Below are 23,169 nucleotides of genomic sequence, written 5' to 3'. Positions count from 1 at the left end.
AGCCATAAATGATCCTCTTCATTTATGGCTTTTTCTATATATCATATACTGAAACATTGACTTCTCCTAAAATACAAACCCCCTCTAGTATTAAATGACAATTCACTTTTTCATACTTCACTGGTTTGAAATCATCTTGATTCCCTGTAAACACCTTAGAGATCTTTCGCTTTAATGATTTACTTTTAAAATAGTGATTATATTCTCCTAATATTCGTCGAGTTCGATCTTCTACAATAGTTCCTGGAGCAACTTTTATATTAACTTCACCCACTATTTTGGTAAGCCTAAGCCGTATTACAGCCCCTTCCAAACATTTATTTCTCAAATCAATAGATGACTCACCAATTACGGTTACAATTTCAAAATCAGATTTTGAATGTTGAAGATTTTCATCCTTAAAATTTATTCTCTGCTCTCCTAAAATTGTAAAAATCCTAGATGGAGATTTTGCCACATCATTGATAAACAGCTTTTTACTTCCCAATACATTTAACGATAATTTGTCATAATTTTGAGGTGCAACTTTATTTGGGTCAACAATATTTTCTGAAGATGTAGTAGAGACCTGTTTCGAGTAGTGCTCAGGAAAGTCAGATAATACTCCTTCTAGTTTTTCAACCGAATCTGCTTGCATTACCATATCCAATCTATTCTCATAATCATGAGGATCTAAATTTCCTTCTGTAAATGCTTTTTCTAATATGTCTAGTGTTTGTTTTCTTTTTTTGGGTAAACCAAATTGAGAGACGTGTTTCATGCTAATTTATCTTTTTGACCTATAGTAAGCCTAAATTAACAAAAAAAACCTATTGAGGAAAACTCAATAGGCTCGATAGAAGTATTTTATATGTCTTTATTGGTTAAGGTAATATCTATATCGAAACTGCTAAAGCGACTACAAATCCCATCGCGATAACTACGGTTGCTATTGTAAAGTTTCTCATGTTTATTGTGTTTATATATGGTTAAAATATATCTCTTTGTTTGATATATCAAATGTATATTTTACTCTTATTATTACCAAACTTTTATTAAAGTATTTTTTACACTTATAAAAACCGTTTTTATTATTTTTTCAATATGAAGGTATCTTTTTTTAATTTTCAAAAAAATGATCTATTGAAAATTTTAAAATTGCATTTAAATAAGTGTATTTAATACAGAAAAAATAATTTTAAAAAAGTTGAACCTTTGGGAACTTTTTTTGGAAAACAACCTCATTCTAATTGATTTCTTCCCTTTTCTTTTTGTGTTAATAGGAAAAAGTCGGAAATTATATTTCAATATTTGAGTGGACTTAAATTTTACACTCTTAACTATCAAATTACACCCTTTGTAATATTTAATTTATTTGACTTCACTAATACTATATGAATAAAAAAGCAATTGTCCCGTTTGGTAAAACTAACCTTTATGTATCAAGAGTAGGACTTGGTTTAGCAGCTTTAGGCAGACCTGGCTATATCAATTTAGGACATGGAAATGACCTAAATAAAAACTATGATGTAGCAATAATGCAGGAAAATGCATCTAAGGTTATGGATTGTGCCATAGAGAATGGTATCCGTTATTTTGATACAGCAAGAAGTTATGGTAAAGGAGAACAATTTCTTAAACATTGGATTGACCAACAAGAAGATACTTCTGATATCGTTATTGGCTCAAAATGGGGTTATGAATACACAGCTGAATGGAATGTACATGCAGAACATCACGAAGTAAAAAGTCATAACCTTTCTTTACTCAAAAAACAATGGATGGAGAGTATTGGTCAATTAGAAGAACATCTTAATATATATCATATACATTCTGCTACTTTGGAGAGTGGTGTTTTGGACAATGAAGAAGTTCTCGAACAATTATGGGAAATTAAATCGCTAGGTATTGTAGTTGGGCTTTCATTAAGTGGAGAAAAACAAAGTGAAACTTTAGAGAAGGCATTATCTATTCAAAAAGAAGGACAACACCTCTTCCAGTCTGTGCAAGCGACTTACAATATCTTAGAGAGATCCGCTCAAAAGATGTTGGAAGAAGCGGCCTATCAAGGATGGGGAGTAATCATCAAAGAAGTTGTAGCAAATGGTCGTTTAACATCAAGAAATGAGGAAAAAGATTTTGCAGCACACAAACAAGTATTGCAATCTTTAGCATTAAAATATGAAGCTGGAATAGATGCTATCGCAATGGCATTTGTCCTGTCACAACCATGGGTTTCTGTGGCATTAAGTGGTGCTTCTACTTCTGGAATGCTTCTTGAAAATTTAAAAGGAGCAGATATCCAATTAGATTTACTGGATCTTCAAATGTTAGACAATATACAAGAAGAAAGTGAAGTTTATTGGCAAAAAAGAAAAGAACTCGATTGGAATTAATACTTAAAGCTCTAACTTTACATATATTTAATAATCCAGAATTACCAGCAATCAAAAAAATTAAATACATCAGAACTTAATATTTATTTTATATATAGTTATTTATTCATAGTAACATAGCATAGATTAACTTTAATCTATACTGACTCAACAATCATTTTATGAGAAAATTACTCTTATTCCTGGCCCTTTTCTCAATGGCATTGATATCTAATGCACAAAAGAAAAGTAAAGACAAGATCAAAAAGCCTAATATCCTAGTAATCTGGGGTGACGATATTGGATGGGCAAATATCAGTAAATACAATCACGGTATGATGGGATACCAAACACCTAATATTGACCGTATTGCCAATGAAGGTGCTATGTTTACCGATTGGTATGCACAACAATCTTGTACAGCCGGACGTGCTGCTTTCATTTTAGGGCAACATCCATTCAGAACAGGGTTATTGACTATCGGTATGCCAGGCTCTAAACAAGGTATCCAAGCAAATCAACCCACTATTGCTGAATTATTAAAACCACTAGGGTATACTTCTGGCCAATTTGGTAAAAATCACTTGGGAGATCAAGATGAACACTTACCAACAAATCATGGTTTTGATGAGTTCTTTGGTAACCTTTACCACTTAAATGCAGAAGAAGAACCCGAAACATACTACTACCCTAAAGATCCTGAATTCCACAAAAAATTCGGTCCTCGTGGTGTTATTCACTCTTATGCTGACGGTCGTATCTCCGATACAGGACCATTGACACGTAAAAGAATGGAAACTGTTGATGATGAATTCACACAAGCTGCTTTAGAGTTTATCGAAAAAGCTCATAAAGCTGGAAAACCTTTCTTTGTTTGGTTATCAGCAACAAGAATGCACGTTTGGACCCACTTAAAAGAAGAAAGTCGTGGTGTAACAGGCATTGGTCTATACCCTGACGGTATGGTAGAGCATGACAAAAACATCGGTATTGTATTAGCTAAATTGGAGGAACTTGGTATTATTGATAATACTATGATTATGTACTCTACGGACAATGGTGCGGAGAAATTCACATGGCCTGACGGTGGTTCTACGCCTTTTGCTGGTGAAAAAGGAACTACTTGGGAAGGTGGTTTCAGAGTACCATGTGCTATTCGTTGGCCAGGTGTCATCAAGCCTGGAACAGTAGATAACAACATCTACTCTCATGAAGATATGATGCCAACAATCTTAGCTGCTGCTGGCGTGACTGATGTAAAAGAAAAATTATTAACAGGATACAAAGTAGGTGATAAGAATTTCAAAGTTCACTTGGATGGATATAATCAAATGGACTTTTGGAAAGGTGACGTAAAAGTTGCTCCTCGTAATGAAATTTTCTACTTCGATGCTGCTGGAAACTTAAACGCTTTAAGATATAAAGACTGGAAATTACACTTTGCAATTATGGAAGGTGCAATTAATACAGCTTATAGAAAAACTCCATCATGGCCAATTTTAATCAATTTAAGAGCGGATCCATATGAGGTTTCTTACAAATCTGCTTTATATATTCGTTGGTTTGCAGACAACATGTGGACTTTCGTTCCTGCTCAAGCTTATACAGGTAAATTCCTTGCTACATTCAAAGAATTCCCACCTGTTAAAGGTTCTTCTTTAGGTATTGATAAAGTATTACAATCTTTACAAACAACACCAAAGAACTAAAAAACAGTCTATTAACTAGTATAATTTATTATACTTTTTGATATAAAAAAACATCTCATGTTATTCATTCTAATAGCATGAGATGTTTTTTATTGATTCTTCCTTAGTAATAAAGAACTTAAACTCTCAAAGTAATGTCTAGGGAAGTGGTTTGATATTTATAAATTTAACTTCACCTCAATGAATATTGCTATTATCGGAACAGGAAATGTAGGAGGTGCTTTAGCTTCAAATTTTGCCTACAAAGGACACTCTATCTATCTTGGTGTAAGAGACAGCAACAATTTTAAAGGGAAACAATTATTAGACAATCCAAATACAACTGCTCAATCTATTGCTGAAGCTGCAGATATAGCTGAAGTTATAATTGTAGCCACAGCTCCAGAACATACAGAATCTATTGTAAATGCAATTGGTAATACAAAAGGCAAAGTAATTATCGATGCAATGAATTTAATCATGACAAAACCTGACAGGTATAATAATTCATTTGATGCCTTCAAAGCTTTTGCTCCTGAAGCAGAAATAGTAAAATGTTTCAATACTACTGGTTTTGAGAATATGAAAGATCCTATTTATGATGGAAAAGGAATTGATATGTTTGTTGCCGGTAGCTCATCTAAAGGTAAAGAAATTGCTACTCAACTTGCCTTAGATGCAGGGTTTGAAAAATGTTATGATTTTGGAGGAGATGATAAAGTTGAACTTTTAGAAAAATTTGCTCTTTCATGGATAAATATTGCCATCATGCAGGGTGAAGGAAGAAATATGGCCTTTAAAATATTAAAAGATAAGCATGAAAGTAGCACTAATCACCGGAGGGCATAAAGGACTAGGATTTGGCTAGTGTAAAGTTCTTGGTCAAAAGGGATACACAATTATTGTTTCTTTTAGAAATAAAGATGATACATTTAATGCTTCTGAACTTTTAAGAAAAGAGAATATTGAATCCTTTCCGTTGTATTAGATGTAGCCTCTGAAACCAGTATTGCCAATGCAGCTGATTGGGTAAAAGAGACTTTTGGTCACCTTGATTTATTAATCAATAATGCCGGTATAAACCCCAAAGACTATAAAGACAAAGAACAAATGGCCAAAGCTTTTAAAATTGATCATTTGGACTTTAATGAAATGTAAAAAGTTTATCATGTGAATAGCTTAGCTCCATTAATTACGGTAAAACATTTTAAACCATTGTTATTAGAAACCTCAAACCCAAAAGTTATTAATGTATCTAGTTGGTTATCGAGTGTCACTAATATGAGTTTTGAAGGTCACTATGGATATGTTTCAAGTAAAAATCTACTAAATGTATTGACCAAAAGCTTAGCTATGGAGGTGAAAGACCAAGGGTTAATTACAGTTACTGTAAATCCGGGATGGGTTAAAACAGATATGGGAGGTGCTAAAGCTGAATTTACTCCTGAACAAGCAGTTGAAAATATCTATACCAATGTCATCAGTAAGATTGGGTATTAATGATTCAGGTAAGTTCTTTAATTATGATGGAAATATTCATCATTGGTAATCCTATTTTTCTTTCTCATAAATTCACAATTCAATTTAGAAGTTTATGAGAAAGTAATATTGATAAAATAACCAACCTTATCTTTTCCAGTATGGCTTAATGATTTTTCCTTCTTTATGACTTAATACCATCAAAATTATTGTTGCTACCAAACAAAATATAGTGGCTTGAATTGAACCTTCTGGGCCAAATCCACCTCCTGTAAACCATTCTGCACCTTCTATCTTAGATGAGATTAATGTTTTATTAACACCACCTCCTGAAACTCTTGCACTATAAATAGCCGATTGTGTAAAATTCCAAGCAAAATGTATAGCAATGGGTAACCATAAATTTCTTGTATAAATATAAGCTGCACCAAGTAACAGACCTGCCTGGATTGATAATCCTATAGCTGCAGAAATAGAACTATTGGGGTTAACGAGATGAAGACCTCCGAAAATAAAAGCAGAGATAATTAATGATATATAGCTACCCAATGATTCTTCAGGGATTCTAAATATTATACCTCTAAATACTATTTCTTCTGTTATTGCAGTCGTAAAACCCATAGTTAATGGAGGTATAATATAATAGATTGGATTAATTGATAAGACTGTATATCCCCCTTTTAGGTAAATCACTAAAATGGTTAATGATTGAAGGATAAAACCTAGTACAATCCCAATAATAATGTTTTATGTCTGCTTCTTTAGTGAAATTTCTTTTACCTCTCTTTTATCATAATACTGAAATATCAGTTTATAAGTAAATACTGATATAGTTGCCATTAGTATACCTGTTATCAAGTTTTTGATATCTTGATCAATAGTGAATAATACAAAAAATTCATTAATAATCATTTTACTAATCATATATACGATCACAAATAAAATGATTGTGAGAATAATTTTCACCAAAGGAAATTGAAGAAATGTAAGTTTGCTTTTAAGTGGTTTCATTTTAGTCATTCGTTAAATAGTTTGCCTTGAGGATTTAAAGTTAACACTAAATATTTAAGTATACTCCAACTTTTTATCTTCTGATTGATTTCCAATCACATTCCCTTTTGTTTTCTCAATAAATTTCACTCCATTATTCTTTTCATTTTGGGTCAATAAACTCACTGAAACATAGAGCACAAATGAGATAGATATACCAATAATTGCTTGCTCAACTGATGCTATTTCATAAAAAACAGGAAACTCAGCACCTAAAGCAACGGCAAAATTATAAGTAGAGAAGATCAAACCAAAAAGCATGGATGCCATTGCTCCTTTGCTGTTCCCTCTTTTCCATACAAAACCTAAAGTTAAAGGGATAACCACGCCTGTTGTTAAGTAATCAGAACCAATCCACGATACTTGTAAAATACTCTTGATATTTAATGCAATAGTTAATGTAACAATACTAGAAAGTACGGTCGTTATTTGCCCTAGTTGTACCATTTTTTTAGGCGTACAATCAGGTGTAATATACTTTTTACAAAGGTCTACTGTTAAGGCTAACGAACATGTGTTTAATAAAGAATCCATTGTTGACATCATCGCTGAACATAAGCCCAAAAACATGATAGCCGATATTAAAGGATTACTCACTTCACTAATCAAATGTGGGACTATGCCACCTTCTGGAATTGAATCATAAGCGACACTTGTAAACATCCCTGTAAATACTACCATTAGATATAATGGAATAAAAACTAAGAAGCTATAAAACATAACTTTTCGCGAAGATTTGATGTTTTTAGCGGCTGAAATTCTTTGCCAAACATTCGCTGAAATGACCCATGAAAAACCAAATGTAATGACATACGCTAACTGATCTGAAACACCATAAAAAAACGATGTATACCCTACTTGATCTCTAACAATTGCACTCTCTTTTACCGCATCCCATGACCCTGCTTTTATATAAGCCATGTAACATAATGCCACACTCGTGAATAAGAAAAATACAAACTGCAATAAATCAGTTAAAACTACTCCTCTAAAACCTCCTAGTGTAGCATAACTCAACACGATCAGTACACCTATAACTGCTCCTAATTCATAACTGATATCAAAATATGAACTAAAGAAATTTCCAACAACAATGACTTGTACGGAAGCGGCAATGATCATATAAATAATGGTAAAAACAGTCAACAATAAGGCGGATTGACTATTGTACCTTTCTTCCATTAATTGAGATTGAGAGATACTTCCAATATTCCGAATACCTTTGGCTAATAAGAACATCAGAAATGTAGAAAATAATACGGGCATTCCATAGATCCAAAATGAACTTAAGCCTAGTGAATAGGCCTGATCTACTAAGTCAACAGCAGACCCTCCCCCCCACCAAGAGGCAATAAAAGTAATTGCCAATAAGCTCGAAGGCAGCTTTCTTGATGCTAAAAAGTAATCTTCACTATTCTTACTTTTATTATATTTTAGACCAATACCAATAATACTCACAACATAGAGTACAAGGAAAAAGATCGTTAAGGCAGATTGACTCATAATGGAAGTTCGTCCGTTTAATTTTGCGAGGGTGTATAAATTAGTCTGCAAATATATCGAAACGATAAGTATATATAAACATTACTAATGTAAATTACTTTGAATGAAGATATTTCTCCAGTAAACCCAATATACCATAGATGTTAAGTCATTAGGCATCAATTGTAATTACAAAAACTGGAAGAGTCTCCCGACTTCGAAAAAAATATTATTTCAAATGTTTAAAAAAGGCAACTAAAATAGATGCCTTTTTAATACTAAAATTTAGTGTAAAACTTCATTTAATAATTATACTATCAAACTCATTTCATTTTTTAAAAAAGATAGTCAAAGAAGCTTTTTTCTTCACATAATCCCTCCCAAGGACCTGCATCAAAAACTTCTACATTCAATTCCTCTTTAATCATTTTTTTGGCTTTACAAGAAGAATCTCCTGTTCCACTGCAAACTATAATTGGTAAGTTTAAAGAGAATAATAGCTCTTTATCATCCATCAGTTTTTCTAGTGGCATTGAAATAGCTTCTTCAAGGTGAATATTATCAAACTCCTTTTTGGGGCGAACATCTATCAATGTCGCTCCTTCGTTAATTAGATTACAAAAATCATTTTTCTTCATTTCCTGTCATTCAAAGTTTATGTTGAGAAATTATTTAAACCTTACCGACTTTCATTTCTAATTTGAATAGGTATGAACGCTATTCATACCTGAGGACATATAATTTAGTCCAAACCAACAAATCATAAGTAAAAGAAAAGAAATACTGAGTGTAGTTAAATGTAATTTTTTATGTTTTGGTAAGTAATGTCTAATGTGTATATAGGCTAAATAACTCAACCATGTGATTAAAGCCCATGTCTCTTTTGGATCCCATGTCCAATAATGTCCCCATGCTTCTTTTGCCCACAATCCTCCAAATACTAATCCTAAAGTAAGAAAGCCAAAACCGATATAAACATAGTTGTCGGCAATGGATAATACATTGGTATCTTGTTTCTTTAGGTAGATATCATAAAGGCCTTTTAAAGCAACCAATGCTGATCCGCCTAGTAATGCGTATGAGAAAATATATACTATAACATGAGGCACAAACCAAGGGCTTTGTAGTGCTGGCATTAATGTTTTTTGATAGGTTTCTGGATGTATCAAATTAATGACTAGAAAGACAATTCCCATCATTAAACTATAAACTACAATCCAAGTATATTTCCACCTTTTATAAGCTATCAGACCAATAATAGGCATAAATAGGCTATACCATAATCTAGTTTCTCCTAATGTTCTTAGGGGTGCTCTATCTAATTCTATCCATAACTCCCCAATAAAAAAGGCAAAAATAATTACTCCTAACGTAGACAAACCAACAGCTATTTTCTTCGAATTCTCTTTAGGAGAAAAGAATAATCCTCCACTCACCAACCATAAGAATATGGAAGCAATTGATATATATGTAAAATAATCCCACATGTCTTAACTCTTTATTATTTTTTGTTCTTTGCCTTTCCAAATCAGGTAAATAGATCCCATAATCATCATCAATAACCCTATGTAAACTAAGGGCAACCATGGATCTTTAACTGCTTCTAAAACAGTATAATTAGACCATTTTCCTAATTTATCATTGTATCCATATTGGTAAATATCCCATCCTTTAATTGATAAGGGATGATTTACATCAATGGTATATTGCTCTTGTAGATTTTTATCAGTATAAACAATCACTTCTGAAGCGTAACGTTTAGGTTCTGGCTTTAAAAGAAGTAGTGCATATCTTTCATTTAAGAGTAATGTTTTTCTTGATTGAAAATTATTTCCTACGCTTATCCACCCTTTTTCATCAACTCCATTACCTGATACACTAATTTCTGCTGAAGCGGTAGCCTCCATTGTACTTGAAGGAAGAAACGCCCCTTTCTGAGTGATACTTTCTTGTAAATATTCTTTGACTTTTATCTTGAAATCTAATATCTGATATTCTTCATTTTTCTGGATTTCATGAATTGACTTTCCATCATCAATAATCTTACCTTCCACTTGATCATAAATTGCTATTTTGGCTGGGTAAACATCCATAGTAAATTTCTTCAATTCTAAGGCAAAAGGTAATGCAACCTCTTGATTGTTTTCATCTTGAGCTGTAAATACGATCTCATCATAAGGAATAATTATTTTCAACCTCTGTAAATCTGAAGCTCCTAACCCTCCTGCTAATAAGGCTAACCAAAGTCCAAAATGATTTAGGATAAAACCTACGTTAGTCACTTTAAATGGGAATGTTCTTTTTAAGGTCACATAGCCTAAAGCTGTTAGGAAAAAGAACATTAAAAGAAGAAAGGGTAAACTATTGGTTATTTGATTTAGACCTAAAATTTCAATAATTCCATCTGCTTCTTCAACTTGAGGGATAAAACCTAATAAGATTACATAAATCAGAACAAAGAAAATGGAAACTATAGATACAGGTACACTGTAAAACCACTTAATCAAAGCTGATTTTTTAAAGAAGAGATAGCTGATCAATAATAGATTGAAATAGATAACTCCAAAAATGAGGTTAGTTGGAAAGGATAATAATTGAAGTGAGGTATTTGGAAAAATATTTTGCAGTATCACACCTAGTATCAGCAATAGAAGTTGAACTCCTATTGCTGATTTATAATTTTCATATTGCTTTTCTGTAAGATTTAATAATTTTTTCATCTCTTAAAACCTAACTACACCCTCCTTGAATTTTCACTTTTTTCTTCACCCTAATCACAGGTTTTGCTTTCATTTTTAATGCAATTAATGGTAACTCAACTCTTGCTTTATTTCTAAATCTAAAATCGAATTCGTCTTGCATTGAAGCATCTTCTGAAAGTTGATAAGGTGTCATTATTTGAGCGTAAAAAGCATTGGAAGAACCATCTAAAATGTATAGATTTTTATAGTTCAATTTCTTCATAATATAATAGGCACTCTTAGCATCTGTTTCATTATCAGCATATAAAACCGTTATTCTTGATGGATCTTTAAACATTGTCTCATACTTACGGTCTTGAATTTCTGCTAACGGAATATTAAAAGCCGTAGGAATATTCTGTTTCGAAAACGCTTCTTTGGAACGTAAGTCAATGACATTCATAATGCTGTCCTGATCTTGCTTTAAAATTTTATAGGCTAACTTATCGTGCGTATAATATTGGATATCCAAAGTATTCAGTACCTTTTCATTTTGACTCTGATTCACCAAGCGATCTTGTTTGTCTGGCGTGAAGTTTACCCAAAGAGCAATGGTCATCAAAACTACTCCAAATGATGAATAAGCAAACTTTAACTTCGTTGTTTTTAATATTTTATCCTCTCTATCATTTACCTTATTCTCAATAAAATAAGTCATTACAAAAGCCGCTAAGGCGACAAAAGTAAGTAATACAGTAAAGGTTTCTTTAGCGACTCCAAGCACCTCAAATGCTGTTAGGCTTCCTAAATCCTTTGCTAAGTATAGTTCTTCATAATGAGGATAAAATTCACCGAAAAGGTAAATACCAATTGCACCTCCTATTACAAAAACCATAGCATCAATTCTACCCACTGCTGCACCAACAATACTAGTACCTGGACAGAATCCTCCGATTATAAAGCCTAAACCCATAATACCTCCACCAACCATGGCAGAGTATAAAAACGTAGGGTTAACATAGATCAAGCTTAAGTCTAACCAACCCAATTTAGCAAAAACCATCATCCCCAACATAGCAGTAACCCCTGCTGTGAAGAAGACTCTTAAAACTGTAAAATCGTAACCATAGAAAAGACCTGCCAACTTTTTTGTGGAGGAAAAACCTGCCTGTTCTAATACGAAGCCAAAACCAAAACCTACTAATAATGCAATGAGTAAGTTGAGGTCTGTATTTATTATTTCTGGAACTAATGGAGCTATCATTATTCTAGTATTTTTAAATCCAAAGTTTTCTAAATGAATAAGCTAAAAGGTAGGCTGCTCCAAAAATAAAGAGCATGGTAAGAATACCTCCTGCTGACATTACAGCCATTCCACTTAATGCAGAACCACTTGTACAACCTCTACCAAATTGAGAACCTATACCAAAAAAGGCTCCTCCTATTAAGGCTGCAATTAGCCTTGTTTTATTTGATATTTTTGGTCCTTTCTGAATCTCAAAGCGCATTCTGCCTGCTGCAATTCCTGAGAATAAGGCACCTATAATGACGCCTACGACTTCAAACACTAACCATGATTTTAAAGGACCTCCATCTTCATGTGCTTTGGCATATTTTGCATAGTAAGGTACTTCATTGTATTTCTCTGGAGAGACATTAGAGACCGTTTCCATCACTACACTTTTTACAGCACCACTTGCTCCTAATCCTCTACCACTTAAATAGATTGAACCAAGTAACACTAGCCCTAAGAGAATCCCTGCCAAATAAGGATTCATAAACTTATCTTGTTTCATTTTCTAGTTCTGTTTCTTTGTTATCTTCTTTTGTTTCCTCTTCAACCTCAATGTCTTCATACCCTGTAATCATCGCCTGAATGTTTTCAGTAAGTGTATGTCCTGTTGTGGTCATATATACATGGATAATTACAAATTGAATCAAGAGATAAGCACCTAGCGTGTGCCAAAAAGCTATACTTTCTAAAGAGAAGACTTCTATAGTATGAAGTTCTCCACCGTACATAAAACGGTATCCCATATACAACAGACCAGTAAATACCATTAATGGGATAAACACTAATTTGAGAGATAAATATGTAATTACTTGTAGTGGGTTCATCTTCTTCCTCACTGTTTTAGTGGTTGGATGAGGATGCCCATGAAATATCCCATATGTATAGTATTTCACTTGGTCTATTAGTTTCTTATAGGTAGGTACATACTGTTTCCATTCTCCAGTTGTAAAATGCCAGAAGATGGCAAAGACTATCAAAAAGAGAAGTAATACAGATGACCAATTATGTACTTTCACTGCATTCTCATATCCCAAAACTTTGTAAGAACCGTGAATTTCAAACCCTGTAAACATTAATAAAGTAATCAATAGGGCTTGCATCCAATGCCAAAACCTTTCGAATGATTTGTATATATACACTTGCTTTTTCATTGTATTACTTTTTAGATAATCTGAAATAAATTCTCAAAATAGCGTGAGCAGCCACGCCTAAAACTGATAAGATTAGGAGCCATTTTCCCATGTTATCAAGGTCTTCAGATCTATCTCTACCTGGTAAATAGAAGCCTCCCAATTGAGCTAATCGACCTTCTTCAGATCGTGTATGACATTCATTACAAGAAACTGTACTTTCTTTTGGCGATACTTGGTGGTTTAACGGCCAGTACATCTCTGTTTTAGCAAAGGTCACTTGTCCACTAAAAGGAAGGCCTAATTTCTTCTGTCCGATTTCTGATGCTTTCACCCAATCAAAATCAGTCCAATAGGCTCCTGAACCTTTTTCAGGATTATAAGTATAAGGTTGAATTAATAATTGGTTTACCGGGTCGTAAGGTTGTTTTGCCTTATGAATTTTCACTGGAATAATTTTTCCATCAGCATATGATCCATGTAAAGTATTGATTTGAATTGGTGATAATGTATCTGCTTTATCTCCAAATAGGTAATGACCTGCTGTACCGTTAAAGAAAACATAATCTGGTTTTACATTTTTCTCCCAAGTAAACGAACCTTTGATAGATAAGTAATCATGATTACCCATTTCATCCTCTGTATGATAAGGTTTACCATCTTTCAACTTACCAGCAGTAGACCAATCCCAAGTCATTTTTGTCGCGTTTTCTTTGGCATATGTTGGAATATGGCAAGTCTGACAAGCTACTTTCTCAGCATGACTATTTATGAGGTCGTCTGTATGTGCCACTGATGTATGACAATCTTCACAAGTAGCTCTATTTGTATTTTCAGAGGATAATGAATAGAGCTTCCCTTTGATATTATGGTTCTCAGTAGTGTGGCAATCCGTACATGATAAATCAATACCATCAGAAGCCATATGTACATCCACTTCTCTAGAACAATCTAATTGTGCAACTTCTAGATCACCATGTTTTACGTTGTTTCCTCCTCCAGAGAAGAAGTGACATGTACCACAATTTTGTTTGGTTGGGTGGCCAACACTTTGAGCTACTAAAGCCAAATCCACTTTTTCATTAGGTTTACCCCAACCACCGTTTTTAATATAATCATCCACACCATTATGACAGGCTAAGCAGTCTACATTCTTTTCGGTTGCAAAAAATTCATCATCTTTTTCATAACCATAACCCACATGACATTTTGCACAAGCCTGTTCATTACCTGTTGCTCCAATACAGAAGTTATTAATGATGTTTTTCTTTCCTAGATAAGTAACTCCTCTTCCTTCAATGTATTCCTCTCTTTCCCAATTCCAGTGGTTCGATTCCATAATTTCATGGTGTCTTTCTTGGTGACAAGAGATACATGCTGTAGTTACATCTTGTGGATTTTTGAAGTCTTGTTGAAGGATCTCAAATTTAGAATGATCTACAATTTTTTCTTTTTTGCTTGTTGTATATTTCTTTTTAAGTTCTGCTAGTTGTTTTTCAGTGTTAGATTGTTCTGGTTCATGCCAAAAAACATTAAAAACAACTACAAGAATAAAGTTTAGTAAAACAATTATGCCTATACTTTTTTTCATCACATGTAAAAATGTTCATATTTAATTATAAACAAATTTACATTCTTGGATAAGTCATTTTATTGATGCTTATCACCAAAATTCAGGATTGATATTACTAAAGTGTTGCGAGTACACTTGTAATGTAACAATTGTTACATTTTTACTTAAGAAGGATGGATTGTATATAAATTAAGTTTTTCTTTTACTCCTCTTATCTCTTTATTTCCTAAAAACAGAATTGGTTTACCTACTACATCCACATCACCAATAACTGATTCTGAAAAGATAATTTCCTGATCCAATTCTTTACAATAGTGTTGAATTCTTGACGTCACATTTATGGCTTCTCCATGGAAACTTACCTCCTTTTTATACTTTCCTATGGTGGTGGAAATGACTTTTCCTTTATGCATTGAATAACGAAATTGAGGCTTAATACCGTATTTCTCTATAAACTCATTTTTACTTTTTTCTAATACATTTTTACAAGCCATAGCTCCATTTATGTAGCAACTTTTATGCTTATCTGTGGCTTTCCAAGTAATCACCACTTCATCTCCTACATATTGAAATATATCTCCAAAATAATCATAAATGATAGAGAACTTTTCAAAACTTTCTTTTAAAAACTGACTGTATTTTTCAGGTCCTAACTGTTCTGCAATTTTCGTTGAATCAATTAAATCAGCAAAAAGAAACACTCTTTCTTCGGATTTTGGTTTAAGGTACTTATCTCTAAATAACTTCTTCAAATGAAAAGGACCAATCATATTATCCACTTCTAACAAATACAATTCATAAATTTTCAGAGGGATGATATAGGTAAATAATGGAACGGAATGATCTTGGGCTATCATTAAATAATCTCTCACCAGTATGATAATTAAAGCACTTAGAGACACCTCTGTAATATAGAAGATCAAGAGTGATAAAAATGAATTCTGATGTTCACTCAATAGACTTTTTAGAAGTGACCTAATGATTAAACTTGAAGCAGATATCACTAACGATATACTTATAATTTCAAGTATGATTTTGAATACATTGGTTTGTTCGTTGAAGAAATAGTCTTTTAAATAGATTGCATGAGAGAAAGCCATTAGCCATAGAATGAACCCATAGAAAAAGTGGTATACTTGCTCACGAGTTTTAAATAGAATCTTATCGGTCTTTTTCCATTGCATCATTAAATCTAATTAGATTTAGTACTTTCTCTTGATCTTTAATTTTTATTTCTTTCTTTTGAATTTCAATATACCCCTCCTTTTGCATTTCTTTGAGTACTCGGATTAGCGATTCACGAACAGTACCAATTAAGCTAGCAAAGTCTTCTCTACGTAATGTGAAGTGCTCTTCAAAATCAAAACAGTCACCAAGAAGAAGTAGGAAATAAGCGATTTTCACTTTTATATTTTTATGTGTGATGATGTTTAATCTATTGATCATGGCCATACAATCATGTGTCATGACATCATATAAAGTCTCTTCCAACTTATTTCCAAAACTTAAAAGTTCTTTGACTTTATGAAGTGGTAGATACTTAATTTTAACATCACTATTGGCAATAGCAATTTCTTCGTGTTTGTCAAATTTCAAAAGATTTCTGTAGCCGAAAATATCATCATTCTTATGAACATAAAATATTTTCTGGTCGCCATCTAACCCTTTTTTAACCAAAAGGACTGAGCCATTTTCAATATAATAAATACCTGAGTGCTCGTCGGCACATTCATAAATTACCGCCCCTTTTTTTACAATCATCTCTTCAGCTTCTTGAAAGAAAAAATTTCTTTCTTCTTCTGACAAGTTGGGTAAGATTTGCATTGATTTAAACTTCAAAGCACTCAGTTTATTTTTCACACAGCTATCACACATATTTTTAGCATTTAGGACATCTGAATTTTGGATTAAAATGCTTCAGTATACTTTCTAATGGACACCATTTTGTCAATGAAGATTGTAAAAGATTTGCTCCCACAAATGCTGTAAAATATAACCAATTGATATTTACATAAATGGCAAGTAAAATGCTAATCAGGATGAATGATCCTGCAACGAAACGTATTATTCTTTCTAACATGATTATTTAATTTTGAACTCTAAATTCACCTATAATTTTGAGGTACTCTTTCAAGCGTTCTTCTTCTTCATTTTTTCCATTGATGAAAAAACGAAGCAAAAAAATCTAGGCGGTGAATGCAAAAGCTAAATTTTACTTCGCTCACCTAAAATCTTCAAAACTCGCTGTGCTCAAACAAAGAAGATTTTTTAACGGTTCACTTCTTAAAATTCTTGACGCTTTTCCCTTCAATGCCGAATAAGGTTAGTATTTTATGGATACTTATTCTTACCTAATCCCTCTAACCTATTCTCTTAAGCTGTCATTGATTCAACATCTACACAGTAGGCATGGATTGGAAATTCTGCTTTGGATTGATTCAGTTCATCAATAGCTAAAACAATCTTTTCAGCCTGTTCTTCAGTCACAGCTACTATATCTAATTTGGAATCTGTGGAAAGGTTTTTCTGGCTAAAGAAAGCCGATGTTGCAGAGAGGTCCGTATAAATACCTTTTACTTTTGATTCACTAAAAACGGCTGCACCAACATTAGAAAGAAGGGAGTATAATTCTTCTTGTTTACCTTCATCAATAGAGAATATAAATATTAATTTCATGATTATAGAATTTATCTTGAAGAGAGAGCATAAGCTCCCTCTTCAATAATTGGTCAACTTAATTTATTACTGATGCTTTTTCTTTTCAGTCATATAGAATACTAATGGTACGATTAGTAAGGTTAAGGCTGTTGAAGCGATTGTTCCACCCATTAATGAAATGGCTAAACCTTGGAAAATTGGATCAAACAAGATCACAAAGGCTCCAATTACAACTGTACCTGCCGTTAGTAAAATTGGCATTGTTCTTACTGCTCCTGCTTCAATTACTGATTCTTTTAATGAAGCACCTTCTTCTAATTTTATATTGATAAAATCAATCAATAATACGGAGTTCCTTACCATAATACCTGCAAGTGCTATGGCTCCAATCATACTTGTAGCTGTAAAGAATGCACCTAACATCCAGTGTCCAACTAGAATTCCTACCATTGCTAATGGAATGGCTACCATCATAACCAATGGTGTTTTAAAGTCTTGGAACCAACCAACAATGAGCATGTAAATTACTACTAAAACGACAGCAAAAGCTGCTCCTAAATCTCTAAATACTTCATAAGTGACCTGCCATTCTCCATCCCATTTTAAGATATAATTATCTTCTAAGAATGGAACAGCAGTGAAGTTTTGCTCTAGATTCTTACCATTAGGTGTGATGATATTATCCAATTGATCACCGACCCCTAAAATCGCATAAACTGGAGATTCCATTTTCCCTGCTACATCTGCAACAACATAAGTAACTCTCTTCTGATTTTTACGGTAAATGCTCTTAGGTTTAATCGATTCTTTCACCGTTACCAAATCACCAATAGATACCATTTGCCCATGCATAGATTTTACAGAAATCTTTTTAAGATCTTCAATAGAAGTTCTATTTGTTTCTTTTAAAATCAATTTGATACCTACTTCATTGTAATCATTTGGAGCATCAATTTTAGATACTTCGTATCCTCTTAATGCAGTATTCATGGTATATACAATTTGTTGTGTTGGAATCCCTGCTAAAGCAGCTTTCTCTTTATCCACTTCAAAAGTATATTCTACTTGATCGCTTTCTAGGTAAGAATCTACATCTACAATGTCTGATGAAGTATTGAAGATTTCCTCCACTTCTTCCGCTACCTTTTCTTGTCCTTTTAAATCTGGACCATAAATTTCTGCCACCAAAGTGGATAATACCGGAGGTCCTGGAGGAACTTCAACTACTTTGATATTCGCACCTAATTTCTCTGCTAACTTTTGAAGTCCTGGTCTGAAACTTTTTGCTAAATCATGACTTTGTAAATCTCTCTCTTCTTTGTTCGTAAGATTCACCTGAATATCCGCCATATTTGGACCTCTTCTTAAATCATAATGTCTTACTAAACCATTGAAAGTATTTGGAGAAGAAGTACCTACATACATTTGGTAAGCAGTTACCTGATCTTGCTTTCTGATGTAAGCAGCCAATTCTTTTGTCACTTGATATGTCTCTTCCAAAGGCGTTCCTTCTGGCATATCAATTACTACTTGAAATTCATTTTTATTGTCGAATGGAAGCATTTTCACTACCACCATGTCAAAATAGAACATTGACATTGAACCCAATAATAACACCGTAATGCTAATTATAAATGACCATCTTAAAACAGGCTTTTCGACCAATGGACGCATCATTTTATTATAGGCTTTATAGATTCCTGTATCTTCAACTTTGAACTCGGCTTCTCCACCATGATCATCCCCTTTTAATAATCGATAAGCGATAAAAGGAGTAATCACCAAAGCAACAATCAATGAGAAGAACATCGCGAAAGCTGCACCAATTGGCATTGGACTCATATATGGCCCCATCATTCCTGAAACTGCCACCATTGGCAATACAGAAGCAATTACAGTGAAAGTGGCTAAGATCGTTGGGTTACCTACCTCACTAATTGAAGCTAATGCAGCTTGAAGGAACGGTAACTTTTTCATCTTGAAATGGCGATGCATATTTTCGGCAATGATAATACTGTCATCCACCACAATACCTGTTACAAATACAAGAGCAAAAAGTGTAATTCTATTTAGCGTATAACCAAGTAAATAATACGAGAAAAGTGTTAAAGCAAATGTTACTGGTACTGATAAGAAAACGACCAGTCCACCTCGCCAACCCATAGAAAGGGCGACCACTATTGTTACCGCAATGATAGATCCGATAAGGTGCATCATCAATTCATTTACTTTATGAGAAGCACTCTCACCGTAATTTCTCGTTACCTCAACTTTTACATCCGATGGAATTAAAGTAGGTTTTAAATCATCTGTCTTTTGCAAAACTAGATCTGCCAACTGCATGGCATCTGCTCCTTTTCTTTTCGCAATAGAAAGTGTTACGGCTGCTTCATCTCCATTCAATTTTTCTCCACTAGAAACTCCATTACCATAACGAACATATTGAATGGCTTCTTCAGGACCATCTTTTACAGTTGCTACTTGTTTTAGATAAATAGGTGCACCATTATTTGCTCCAATCACTAAATTTTGAAGGTCATCTGCTGTTCTGAAAAACTCACCTGTAGTAACTGAAATATTTGTATTCTTCTGATTGAAAGTTCCTGAAGAAAATTCTTGGTTCGCTGCTTGAATTTGTTGAGCAATACTCATTGGATCTACTTTGAAAGACTTCATTTTCTCTCTATCCAATTCCACTCTCATCTCACGACTTCTACCTCCAATTACTTTTACTTGAGCGATATCGTTGATTTTAGCGATTTCATTCCCTAGCTCTTCACCCAATCTACGAAGCATGAAATCATCATATTTATCACTATGAAGCGTTAATGTTAATGCGGGTACATCATCAATTGCTCTGATCTTGATAATGGGTTTCATCACACCTTTTGGCATTTGATCCATATGTTTATCAAGCTCCGCATACAATTTCACCACACTTCTTTCGATATCTTCACCCACAAAGAATTGTACAATCACCATCGCTTGTTCATTCATAGAAGTTGAATACACATACTCAACCCCTTTAATATTTGAAGCGATTTTCTCCAATGGTTTTGCTACTCTAGACTCTACCTCTTGTGGCGTTGCTCCAGGATATCCGATGTAGATATCCGCAATAGGCACATCAATTTGTGGCTCCTCTTCTCTTGGTGTTAAGTAACTTCCGTAAATTCCTAATCCCAAGAAAACGAACATTAATAGAGGCGTCAATTTTGAATTAATAAAGACCTCTGCAATTTTTCCTGCTATTCCTTTTTGCATGACTCGTTCAATTTTAGATTAGTATTTTACAGAAGCACCATCATGTAATTCATTGTTCAAAGTAGTGATGACTTTATCCCCATTCTGAACCCCAGAAAGCACTTCCACTTGACCATCGTAGGCTTTTCCTAAACGTACCCAAGTCAATGAAGCTTCACCTTGCATATTTACTAGGTATAACCCTGCCAATTGTCCTTTTTTCAAAACCGCAGTTTCTGGAACTAAAATTTTATCCACTACACCATTTGATGTGGCTACCTTTGCATACATACCATTCGCTAACCCTTTCTCTTCTTGTAAAGTAAACTCTACTTGGAACTGCCCTCCATTGTATTTTCCAGAAGGAACAACTCTATTTACCTTTGCTTCAATAGTTTTATGAATCGCACTTATATATAGTTTAGCATCCTCTCCTTCTTTGAATAAATCAATATCAGATTCCGGAATACTTGCCACCGCTTTAAACTTATCCGAAGAAGCAAATTCTACTATTGGCATTCCTGGAGAAGCCATATCTCCTTGTGTCATATATTTTCTTGTAATCACACCATTATAAGGGGCTTTGATTACCGTATAAGATAGGTTAGCATTTACCTCTTCCTCTGCCTTTTTTGCAGATTCTAAACCTGCTTTTGCAGAAAGATAATGCGTAGTGATATCATCTAATTCTTTATCTGTTGCACTTCCTAATTTGTGCAATTCCGTAATTCTTTGATAATCTTTTTCAGCGTTCTTTAAACCCACTTCAGCCATTTCTACTTGAGCATGAACCCTAGCTTTTGATGATTGAATTCCTGCACTTTCAATTCTAGCGATGATTGTTCCTCTTTTCACTTCATCGCCGGCCTCATAGTTGAACTGATAAATTCTACCCATTAATTTTGTACTCAGCTGTGTGATACTTTCACTTTTAATTTCAGCTGAATAAGCAGAAGCATTTTCTACTCCCTGTGCCGATACATTTAAAATCTTTACATTGATAGGAGTGCTTAATTGACCTGCATTTTGCTGTTTAACCTCTGTTCCACACGATGATAAATAGAAGGTAGAAAAGATTACTAAAGCACTTTTATATATAATTTCTTGGAATTTCATTTTGATATATTTTTCTATTCTTGAAGTAATAAGTCTAGGTGGAATACAGCCATATTGTATTCAAAAACGGCATTTAAATACGCCAATTCTTTTTCAGATTTAGTTGTTTCAGCAGATAACAAATCCACCGTTTTTTCTAGTCCAACTTTATATCTGTCAGATAAAATCTTGAAGCTTGATAAAGCCTCTTCTTTGGCTGTTTCTGTCATATCGATTTTTGTTTTTGCAGAAACCACATTTCGTTGTGCCTTCTTTAAATCGATATCCGCCTTTGTTTTCTCTTTTTCGAAATTCATGTTCGCTTTCTCCCACTCTAATTTCGATTGTTGAGAAGCGGCAATTTGCTGTCCTCCATCAAAAACAGTCCAGCTTAAGGAGATCCCTACTAAATAACTTTGAGCTGATGTTCCGAATAAATTCTGGTCATTGAAATCATATTGACCAAAAGCATTGATACGTGGAGCAAACTTAGATTTATTCATCTTCCACATGTTTTTCTGTGCTTCTACTGCAAATGATAACCCCATTAAATCAGCTCTAGAAAGAGGTACATGTTCTTGCTCTATTTTAGCCGTCTCAGCTGTTTTTAGTGTGATTTGATCTTGAATCTCGATTTTAGTTCCTGGAGCTAATCTTAATAAGAAGACTAAATAATCATTCACTGAAGCTTCAGCATTTTCTGCTTCATTCAGTTTAGTCTCTAGATCTAATTTTCTTACTTTAACCTGAAGAACATCAGACTCTTTTGCATAACCATTTTTCTTATTGTTCTCCACCACTTTGAGTGCTTCCTCAACAGTTTTAATTGCTTCAGAAAGTACTTCCGTTTGATCGTGAGCCAAACTCAACATATAGTAATGTTGCTTTACTTCAAAAAGCACAAACTCTTTTACACGTTTTGCTTCTTGTGTCTTTGCATTGTAAACCTGTTTAGTAGCTTTTCGTCCATACAAGCCATCCAAATTAAAGATTGGTTGTTGGATTGCTCCTCTTGTATTCCAGTTTGAAATATTATCGGGATCATTTAATGTAGCTGGATTAAAATCCTGAACCGTTACTCTTTCTTGTTGTAATAAAATACCAAAAGAGTTCAACGGGTTATTTGTATTCACCCCTGTTTCAGAAAGGGTGATGTTTGGTAAAAATACTTTATTTGTCTTTTTATACTCTAACAAAGCTGATTCTACTTCAGCTTGTTTGATTTCGATATCTCTGTTTTGTGTTTCTGCCAATTGTAACGCTTCTTCTAAAGTAAGCGGCTTGGTTTGGGCAGTAACATTCAACCCTATAAATAGGAGTACTATTGTAGGTATTAATTTAAATTTCATTGACTGAAAATGAAAAATGATTGATTCTTATTATTTGGATGCGACCAATGGTCTTAAGGGAGTGAACCTTTTTCAGAAATAGTTGCACTCATT

The 23,169-nt window shown here is 33.7% G+C and carries 21 protein-coding genes and 1 pseudogene; 4 read left to right on the top strand and 18 right to left on the bottom strand.

Annotated features, from left to right (window positions below):
- Positions 1–34 precede the first annotated feature (34 nt).
- Positions 35–760 (bottom strand): DUF1707 domain-containing protein, encoded by a 726-nt coding sequence (locus ACXAHM_RS01035; protein WP_474958528.1) that lies wholly within the window; start codon positions 758–760, stop codon positions 35–37.
- 613 nt (positions 761–1,373) lie between these two features.
- Here ACXAHM_RS01035 and ACXAHM_RS01030 point away from each other — a divergent pair.
- The 4 genes and pseudogenes from ACXAHM_RS01030 to ACXAHM_RS01015 all read left to right on the top strand — a co-directional run bounded on the left by ACXAHM_RS01030 (position 1,374) and on the right by ACXAHM_RS01015 (position 5,542).
- Positions 1,374–2,375: an aldo/keto reductase gene (locus ACXAHM_RS01030; protein WP_474958527.1), complete on the top strand. Its 1,002-nt coding sequence runs from the start codon at positions 1,374–1,376 to the stop codon at positions 2,373–2,375.
- A gap of 161 nt (positions 2,376–2,536) precedes the next feature.
- A complete protein-coding gene (locus tag ACXAHM_RS01025) occupies positions 2,537–4,063 on the top strand; it encodes an arylsulfatase (protein WP_474958526.1) in 1,527 nt (508 codons plus the stop codon).
- Positions 4,064–4,243: 180 nt separating this feature from the next.
- Positions 4,244–4,891, top strand: a complete 648-nt coding sequence (locus ACXAHM_RS01020) for an NADPH-dependent F420 reductase (protein WP_474958525.1) — start codon at positions 4,244–4,246, stop codon at positions 4,889–4,891.
- A 120-nt stretch (positions 4,892–5,011) separates the two neighbouring features.
- Positions 5,012–5,542, top strand: a pseudogene (locus ACXAHM_RS01015) (SDR family NAD(P)-dependent oxidoreductase).
- A gap of 126 nt (positions 5,543–5,668) precedes the next feature.
- Here ACXAHM_RS01015 and ACXAHM_RS01010 read toward each other — a convergent pair.
- The 17 genes from ACXAHM_RS01010 to ACXAHM_RS00930 form a co-directional block, all read right to left on the bottom strand.
- Complete coding sequence (locus ACXAHM_RS01010; protein ID WP_474958524.1) at positions 5,669–6,214, bottom strand: lysostaphin resistance A-like protein; 546 nt, start codon at positions 6,212–6,214, stop codon at positions 5,669–5,671.
- Between the two features lie 54 nt (positions 6,215–6,268).
- Complete coding sequence (locus ACXAHM_RS01005; protein WP_474958523.1) at positions 6,269–6,532, bottom strand: hypothetical protein; 264 nt, start codon at positions 6,530–6,532, stop codon at positions 6,269–6,271.
- Between the two features lie 54 nt (positions 6,533–6,586).
- Positions 6,587–8,074: a sodium:solute symporter family protein gene (locus ACXAHM_RS01000; RefSeq protein WP_474958522.1), complete on the bottom strand. Its 1,488-nt coding sequence runs from the start codon at positions 8,072–8,074 to the stop codon at positions 6,587–6,589.
- Between the two features lie 314 nt (positions 8,075–8,388).
- A complete protein-coding gene (locus tag ACXAHM_RS00995) occupies positions 8,389–8,691 on the bottom strand; it encodes a rhodanese-like domain-containing protein (RefSeq protein ID WP_474958521.1) in 303 nt (100 codons plus the stop codon).
- Between the two features lie 57 nt (positions 8,692–8,748).
- Complete coding sequence (locus tag ACXAHM_RS00990; protein WP_474958520.1) at positions 8,749–9,540, bottom strand: cytochrome c biogenesis protein; 792 nt, start codon at positions 9,538–9,540, stop codon at positions 8,749–8,751.
- Positions 9,541–9,543: 3 nt separating this feature from the next.
- Positions 9,544–10,773 (bottom strand): cytochrome c biogenesis ResB family protein, encoded by a 1,230-nt coding sequence (locus ACXAHM_RS00985; RefSeq protein WP_474958519.1) that lies wholly within the window; start codon positions 10,771–10,773, stop codon positions 9,544–9,546.
- Between the two features lie 10 nt (positions 10,774–10,783).
- Positions 10,784–11,998, bottom strand: coding sequence for a YeeE/YedE thiosulfate transporter family protein (locus tag ACXAHM_RS00980; RefSeq protein WP_474958518.1), 1,215 nt, complete (start codon positions 11,996–11,998; stop codon positions 10,784–10,786).
- Between the two features lie 13 nt (positions 11,999–12,011).
- The gene (locus ACXAHM_RS00975; protein ID WP_474958517.1) at positions 12,012–12,530 is read right to left on the bottom strand and encodes a YeeE/YedE thiosulfate transporter family protein; all 519 of its coding nucleotides are present in this window, start codon (positions 12,528–12,530) and stop codon (positions 12,012–12,014) included.
- Positions 12,517–13,179, bottom strand: a complete 663-nt coding sequence (locus ACXAHM_RS00970) for a cytochrome b/b6 domain-containing protein (protein WP_474958516.1) — start codon at positions 13,177–13,179, stop codon at positions 12,517–12,519. The genes ACXAHM_RS00975 and ACXAHM_RS00970 overlap by 14 nt, the downstream gene beginning before the upstream one ends.
- A gap of 4 nt (positions 13,180–13,183) precedes the next feature.
- The gene (locus tag ACXAHM_RS00965; RefSeq protein WP_474958515.1) at positions 13,184–14,749 is read right to left on the bottom strand and encodes a tetrathionate reductase family octaheme c-type cytochrome; all 1,566 of its coding nucleotides are present in this window, start codon (positions 14,747–14,749) and stop codon (positions 13,184–13,186) included.
- 146 nt (positions 14,750–14,895) lie between these two features.
- Complete coding sequence (locus ACXAHM_RS00960) at positions 14,896–15,918, bottom strand: adenylate/guanylate cyclase domain-containing protein (protein WP_474958514.1); 1,023 nt, start codon at positions 15,916–15,918, stop codon at positions 14,896–14,898.
- Positions 15,893–16,555, bottom strand: a complete 663-nt coding sequence (locus ACXAHM_RS00955) for a Crp/Fnr family transcriptional regulator (protein WP_474958513.1) — start codon at positions 16,553–16,555, stop codon at positions 15,893–15,895. Before ACXAHM_RS00955 ends, ACXAHM_RS00960 begins: the two co-directional genes overlap by 26 nt.
- A 55-nt stretch (positions 16,556–16,610) precedes the next feature.
- Positions 16,611–16,811 carry a YgaP family membrane protein gene (locus tag ACXAHM_RS00950; RefSeq protein ID WP_474958512.1) on the bottom strand — a complete coding sequence of 67 codons (201 nt, stop codon included), beginning with the start codon at positions 16,809–16,811 and terminating at the stop codon, positions 16,611–16,613.
- A 293-nt stretch (positions 16,812–17,104) separates the two neighbouring features.
- Positions 17,105–17,407, bottom strand: a complete 303-nt coding sequence (locus tag ACXAHM_RS00945) for a hypothetical protein (RefSeq protein WP_474958511.1) — start codon at positions 17,405–17,407, stop codon at positions 17,105–17,107.
- 66 nt (positions 17,408–17,473) lie between these two features.
- Positions 17,474–20,653 (bottom strand): efflux RND transporter permease subunit, encoded by a 3,180-nt coding sequence (locus ACXAHM_RS00940; RefSeq protein WP_474958510.1) that lies wholly within the window; start codon positions 20,651–20,653, stop codon positions 17,474–17,476.
- 18 nt (positions 20,654–20,671) lie between these two features.
- The gene (locus ACXAHM_RS00935; protein ID WP_474958509.1) at positions 20,672–21,748 is read right to left on the bottom strand and encodes an efflux RND transporter periplasmic adaptor subunit; all 1,077 of its coding nucleotides are present in this window, start codon (positions 21,746–21,748) and stop codon (positions 20,672–20,674) included.
- 14 nt (positions 21,749–21,762) lie between these two features.
- The gene (locus tag ACXAHM_RS00930; protein ID WP_474958508.1) at positions 21,763–23,076 is read right to left on the bottom strand and encodes a TolC family protein; all 1,314 of its coding nucleotides are present in this window, start codon (positions 23,074–23,076) and stop codon (positions 21,763–21,765) included.
- Positions 23,077–23,169 lie beyond the last annotated feature (93 nt).

The sequence above is a fragment of the Flammeovirga sp. AWQ4_249 genome (assembly GCF_056161045.1).
Note: the sequence above shows the minus strand (reverse complement) of the source record. Positions and strands in the feature narration are given on the sequence as shown.